Origin of the sequence: Caulobacter sp. Root655 (assembly GCF_001427665.1) — a bacterium.
Classification (GTDB): Bacteria; Pseudomonadota; Alphaproteobacteria; order Caulobacterales; family Caulobacteraceae; genus Caulobacter.
Genome location: NZ_LMHC01000007.1, coordinates 59,831 through 65,830, shown reverse-complemented (window position 1 = coordinate 65,830; position 6,000 = coordinate 59,831). Strand labels below are relative to the sequence as shown.

Annotated in this window: 3 protein-coding genes; 1 reads left to right on the top strand and 2 read right to left on the bottom strand. The window is 68.3% G+C overall.

Annotation, left to right across the window (positions count from 1 at the left end; translation table 11 throughout):
* The first annotated feature begins 198 nt into the window (after nucleotides 1-198).
* Complete coding sequence (locus ASD79_RS08260) at nucleotides 199-1,770, top strand: carboxylesterase/lipase family protein (protein ID WP_056720559.1); 1,572 nt, start codon at nucleotides 199-201, stop codon at nucleotides 1,768-1,770.
* A gap of 862 nt (nucleotides 1,771-2,632) precedes the next feature.
* Here the strand turns inward: ASD79_RS08260 and ASD79_RS08255 are convergent.
* Both ASD79_RS08255 and ASD79_RS08250 read right to left on the bottom strand, forming a co-directional pair.
* Nucleotides 2,633-4,522, bottom strand: coding sequence for a hypothetical protein (locus ASD79_RS08255; RefSeq protein ID WP_235524366.1), 1,890 nt, complete (start codon nucleotides 4,520-4,522; stop codon nucleotides 2,633-2,635).
* Nucleotides 4,519-5,853: an MFS transporter gene (locus tag ASD79_RS08250; protein WP_056720558.1), complete on the bottom strand. Its 1,335-nt coding sequence runs from the start codon at nucleotides 5,851-5,853 to the stop codon at nucleotides 4,519-4,521. The genes ASD79_RS08255 and ASD79_RS08250 overlap by 4 nt, the downstream gene beginning before the upstream one ends.
* Nucleotides 5,854-6,000: the final 147 nt, after the last annotated feature.

Sequence of the window (6,000 nt, the reverse complement as noted above, 5' to 3'; positions counted from 1 at the left end):
ATCGCGGCAAGGGCTACGCCGTCTCGATCGTCAAGGCCGGCATGACCGCCATCGGCCGCGACGCCGGCCCCGTCCGCCCGCCCCTCACCGACCTGACCGACGGCGAGAGGACCCAACTGCAGGCGCTGATCGACAAGGCCCAGATCAAGGAACGCCCGCTGGCCGCCCATGGGTAATCTCCCTGGGGAGAGACGATCGATGACCACCCACCGTCGCGCCGTGTTGGCTGGAGCCGCCGCCGCCAGCCTGGCCGGCTTGGCCGGCGCGACGAAGGCCGCCGCCAAGGCGCCCGTCGCCACCACCGTCCATGGCAAGGTGCGCGGGGTCGAGGTCGAGAGCGTCAAGGTCTTCAAGGGCGTGCGCTACGGCGCCGACACCGCGCCGCGCCGCTTCAGGCCCGCCCTGCCGCCCGAGCCGTGGACCGGGGTGGCCGACGCCCTGGCCTATGGCCCGGCCTGCCCGCAGACCAAGACCCAGGAGGCCGTCAGCGAGGACTGCCTGTTCCTCAATGTCTGGACGCCCGGGCTGGACGGCGGGAAGCGGCCGGTGATGGTCTATGTGCACGGCGGGGCCCACGCCAACGGCTCGGGCTCCGATCCGCTTTATGACGGGGTGAACCTGGCCAGGCGCGGCGACGTGGTTGTGGTGACGGTCAACCACCGGCTCAACGTGTTCGGCTATGGCTACCTGGCCAGCCTGGGCGGACCGGACCTGGCCGACAGCGGCAATGTCGGCAACCTGGACCTGGTGATGGCCCTGCGATGGGTGCGCGACAACATCGCCGCGTTCGGCGGCGATCCGGGCAATGTCACCGCCTTCGGACAGTCGGGCGGCGGCGGCAAGATCGTCACCCTGATGGCCATGCCCTCGGCCCGTGGCCTGATGCACAGGGTCGCCACCATGAGCGGCCAGCACGTCACCGCCATGGGCCCGATCCACGCCACGCTCCGCGCCAAGGCCTTCATGGCCAGGCTCGGCCTGCGCCCCGACCAGACCGACGCGTTGCGCACGATGCCGGCCGAGCAATTGGTCGCCGCCCTGAAAATGCCCGACCCGCTGGAGCGCAAGGGCTCGATCATCTTCTGGTCGGTGATGGATCACGGCGTCCTGCCGCGCCACCCGTTCTATCCCGACGCTCCCCGTGAAAGCGGGCCTATCCCGATGATCATCGGCAACACCCACGACGAGACCCGCGCCTTCCTCGGCGGCGATCCCAGGAACTTCACGATCACCTGGGAGGAGCTGCCGGAACGCCTGGCCCCGGAACTGGTGCTGGACGTCGAGCCGCGCCACGTGATCGCCCGCTATCGCCAGCTCTATCCGGACTACACGCCGTCCGAGGTGTTCTTCGCCGCCACCACGGCGGGCCGCTCCTGGCCGGGTCACCTGATCCAGGCCGAGCAGCGGGCGAGGATCGGCGCGCCGGCCTGGATGTACCAGCTGGACTTCGGCTCGCCGATCGACGGCGGCAAGCTGCGGGCCTTCCACAGCTTCGACATCGCCCTGGTGTTCGACAATCTCGACAAGCCGGGCTCGAAGACCGGCACGGGCCCGACGGCGCGCGCGGTGGCCAACCAGATGAGCGAGGCGTTCCTGGCCTTCGCCCGGACGGGCGATCCCAACTGCGCGGCGATCCCGGCGTGGGGGAAGTATGAGCCGCCGAAGCGGGCGACGATGGTGTTCGATGTGAGCTCGAGGATGGTCGACGACCCGCGCAAGGAGGAGCGCGAGCTGTTCTCGGTCGCGCCGTTCCTGAAGGAAGGAACCTAGGCTGCCCGTCGAGGACTTCTTTTCCAGTCCTCCCCCTGTGGGGGAGGCGATCGCGCAGCGATCGGTGGGGGGAATGTTGGGATCGTCGATCGCGAGTCTGGCCATCGGCCGATCCCTCCCCCCTCCGTCGGCTTCGCCGACACCTCCCCCACAGGGGGAGGACCTGGGACACACGGCTTCGCGGCTTCACGCGGACTGCCGCTGAAGATGCAGGGAGGGTGCGAAGCGCCCGGGCTCCGCCCGGAGGTTTTGCAGTGTGTGTACCGTTTCGACGAAGACGAGCGCTTCGCGTGGAACCGTTATCCGAGAGCGTCCGGTAGGCAGTGGTTTTATCACTTAGCCGGTCTGCATTCGCCCCCGACGGGCGGGCCAGGGCGGCGAGCCCCGGTCCCGGACCGTGCGAGTAACCCCCTCGCACCTGCTGGCTTGCCCGCCTACCCCCGGCGCCGGAGTTTCGTCGCGGCTGAGGCGAACCTGCTCCGAACCGACCGAAGGCGCCCCGAAAGGCGCGGCGGCCAAGCCTTCCCGCTCGACCACTCCCCACCGCCCGTCAGGTCGCCGGCCGACGTCCCTCCCCGTGCGATGGGGTGAGCTCAGTATCGGGGCGCCCGGAAGGGGTGAGGACCAAAAAGATCGAAAAACTTCAAGCCATTGATTTTGCTGCGCGCAAAGGGCGTCCATGCTCTGACGGACCCTCTCCCATGGGGAGAGGGAGGGGCCCGCCGCGCAGCGGTGGGAGGGTGAGGGGGTAAGACGTCGGACGGCGTGCCGGCAGGGCGTTCGCGTGAAATCGGTGAGGGTGTAACCCCTCACCCTCCCACACCTTCGGCGTGGGCCCCTCCCTCTCCCGCCGGGAGAGGGTTCAGAGTTTGCGGTCCCACGGAAAGTTCAAGGTCGGCGCGTTCACGTGCCGCTTCATCTTCAGCACCAGCCGCGCGCCCGCCCCGGCCGCCAGCCGCACCGTGAACGCCGAGGCGTCGATCGCGACGGGCGCCCCGCCGTCGGTCGCCACGCTCAGCACCTGGTGCTCGCCATAGGCGCCGCCCTGCACGGTCACGGTGCGGGCCTCGACCTGGTTGGCGTTGACCAGGGTCACGACGACGCCGTCGTCGCTCAGCGCCTCGACCAGGGCGGCGACGTCATCGGGCACGCCGGCCCGGCGACGCTCGGGGTCGAAATAGCGCAGGCGGGCATAGAGCAGCGCCCCGCCCTGGGCCGGCGAGGTCGGCGACCACGGCGGGCGGGCGATGTGGATGCCGCCCTGCATCAGGTGGATCAGCGCCTGGACGCTGGCCGGATTGATGTCCAGCGCCGCGTCCGCCAGCCGGGTGTCGGGCGTGGAGCGATCGTCGCGCTGCGCCTGGGCGCGGGCCCGAACACGCTCGAGGTCGGCGCGCAGGACCTTGGCGGGGAAGCCCGGATCCTTGCCGTCCAGATAGGTCAGCCACGGATGCTCGGCCGCCCGCGCCCGGTCCGACGCCTTCATCGACAGGTACCAGATCTCCAGCCCGTTGATCCGGTAGTCGCCGGGCGCATAGCCGTACCAGCCGCCCTCGCCGTACATGCGCGGGGTCGAGACCTTGCCGTCGATGACCTTCCTCTGGGCGTTGATGACGTCGGCCTGCTTGCGCCAGACGTCGAGATACTGGTCGTCGCCGGTCAGCAGATAGGCGTTCATGAAGCCGACGACGGCGCGCGACACCCGGTTGCGGTCCTCGCGCTTGCCGGTCTGGGGAACCACCGGGCTGAAGCCCCAGCCATAGACGCCGCCCCACCACTTGCCGTCCGTCGCCCCGCCGATCTTGCCGTCCAGGCCGATATTGCTGGGCAGCACCCCGCCATTGGCCCGGGCCCGTTCGACCCAGGCGTCGACATAGCCCAGCAGCCAGGCGCGGTACTTGGGCTCGTGGTCCAGCATATAGGCGTTGAGCACCAGGCTGGTGACCTGCAGGTTCAGCGGTCCGTCGCCGATGACGTCGGTATATTCGTCGTAGTGGTGCAGCGTCTCTTCATAGGTGCGCTCGCCGTGCTCCATGAAGAAGTCGCCGACCTCGAAGGGGTCGCCAGCCCAGTCGAGCGGCGTGGCCTTGCGCGGCATTGGCCCCCGACTGCCGGTGATCATGCTGCGGATGATCTTGTGCTTGGGGTCGTAGTTCGGCGCGCCCGGGTCCTCGTTCATGTAGAAGCCGGAGAACCGCTTGACCCGGTCGCGGTAGCGCGGGTCGCCCGGATCGGACAGACCCAGCAGGTTGAACACCGACAGCCCCTCGGAGAGGTGCTGCCAGTCGGTCATGACCGGGAACTCCTTGTAGTACATGCCCTCGCGCGCGAACGGCACGTCCTTGGTCCTGGCCAGGGTGTACTGGCGGACATTGCCTTCATAGGCCTGCTTCGACAGCTCCAGCAGCCGGTCGCTGGCCCCCAGGGCGTGCAGCGTCGGCCAGTCGTTGAGGTTCTCGATGGCGTCGTCGGGACCGTCGTTGGCGCCCCAGCGCTCGACGGCCAGCAGGAAGCCACGCGCATCGAAATAGCGGGCGTAGAAGGCTTCACAGGCCACGGCGTTGGCCGACAGCAGTTCGCGCTCCAGCAGCGCCCATTCGGGCGGGGCCATCGACGTTCTGATCTCCAGCGCGACGGGCAACGCGGCCCAGGTCTTCGAGGGGAAGGCCGGCGAGGCCACGGCGGCCAGCAACAGGGCCGAGGCGGTGCGCAGGAAGCAGCGGCGGCTGGTCATCGGGACGCCTTCGCTCATGCCGCCGGCTTCAGCACGAGACGCTGGATCTTGCCGACGATCAGGAAATAGGCGGCGATGGTGATCAGGCAGTGGGCGCCCACGAAGATCAGCGCGCCGTCGAACGAGCCGGTGCCCTTGACGATGTAGCCGATGACGATCGGGGTCACGATGCCGGCGATGTTGCCGAAGGTGTTGAAGATCGCCCCCGTCACCCCGGCCATCTCCTTGGGCGAGGTGTCGGCCACCACCGCCCAGCCCAGCGACGCCAGGCCCTTGCCGAAGAAGGCCACGGCCATGATCACGATGACCAGCCATTCCTGTTCGACATAGTTGCAGGCGATGATCGTCGCGGCCAGCAGCATGCCGATCAGCAGCGGTCCCTTGCGGGCCACGTCCAACGAGCCGGTCTTCTTGAGCAGGCGGTCCGAGATGATCCCGCCCAGCAGCCCGCCGGCGAAGCCGCACAGGGCGGGCGCCGCGGCCGTGAACCCCGCCTGCAGGATCGACAGGCCGCGCTCCTTGACCAGGTAGATCGGAAACCAGGTGACGAAGAAATAGGTCAGGACGTTGATGCAGTACTGGCCCAGATAGACGCCCAGCAGCATGCGGCTGGTCAGGATCTGGCGGACGTTGTGCCAGGTGAAGGCCGCGCCGTTGCTGGCGACCTTGTCCTCCATCCGCACCAGGCCGCCGCCGGCTTCGATATAGTCGAACTCGGCCTTGTTGATCGCCGGATGGTCGGTGGGCGCGTGCACGAACTTGACGAAGATCACCGCCGCGACGAGGCCGATGACGCCCATCACGAAGAACACCGAATGCCAGCTGAAGCGATGCACCAGCCAGCCCATCAGCGGGGCGAAGGCCACCAGGGCGAAATACTGGGCCGAGTTGAAGATCGCCGCCGCCGTGGCGCGTTCCGAGCCCGGAAACCAGGCGGCGACGATGCGGGCGTTGGCGGGAAAGGACGGCGCCTCGGCCAGGCCGACCATGAAGCGCATCGAAAACAGCGCGACCGCCGCCGTCAGGCCGGTGAAGATTCCGGAGAAGCCCTGCAGCGCCGTGAAGAACGACCAGATCACCAGGGCGGCGGTGTAGATCTTCTTGGAGCCGAACCGGTCGAGCAGCGCGCCGCCGGGAATCTGGCCGATCACATAGGCCCAGGCGAACGCCGACAGGATGTAGCCCATGGCCACCGGATCCAGGCCCAGATCCTTGGAGGCCGACTGTCCCGCGATCGAGAAGGTGGCGCGGTCGGCATAGTTGATGGTGGTGATGATGAACAGCAGCAGGATGATCAGCCAGCGGACACGGGTCCTCTTGGTGTCGCCGTTGGCGTTCTGCGCGGTCATCGCATCTCTCCCCTGCTTTTTGCTCTTCTTGTCGCGGCCCGATTCGATCGCGCCGCGCCGCCCCGATGAAGGGTCTGTGCACCTGACGCTAAAGACCTCGGGTCGAGCGGTCTAAGTCAAATCGCCTATCGACCGATCCACCACGGA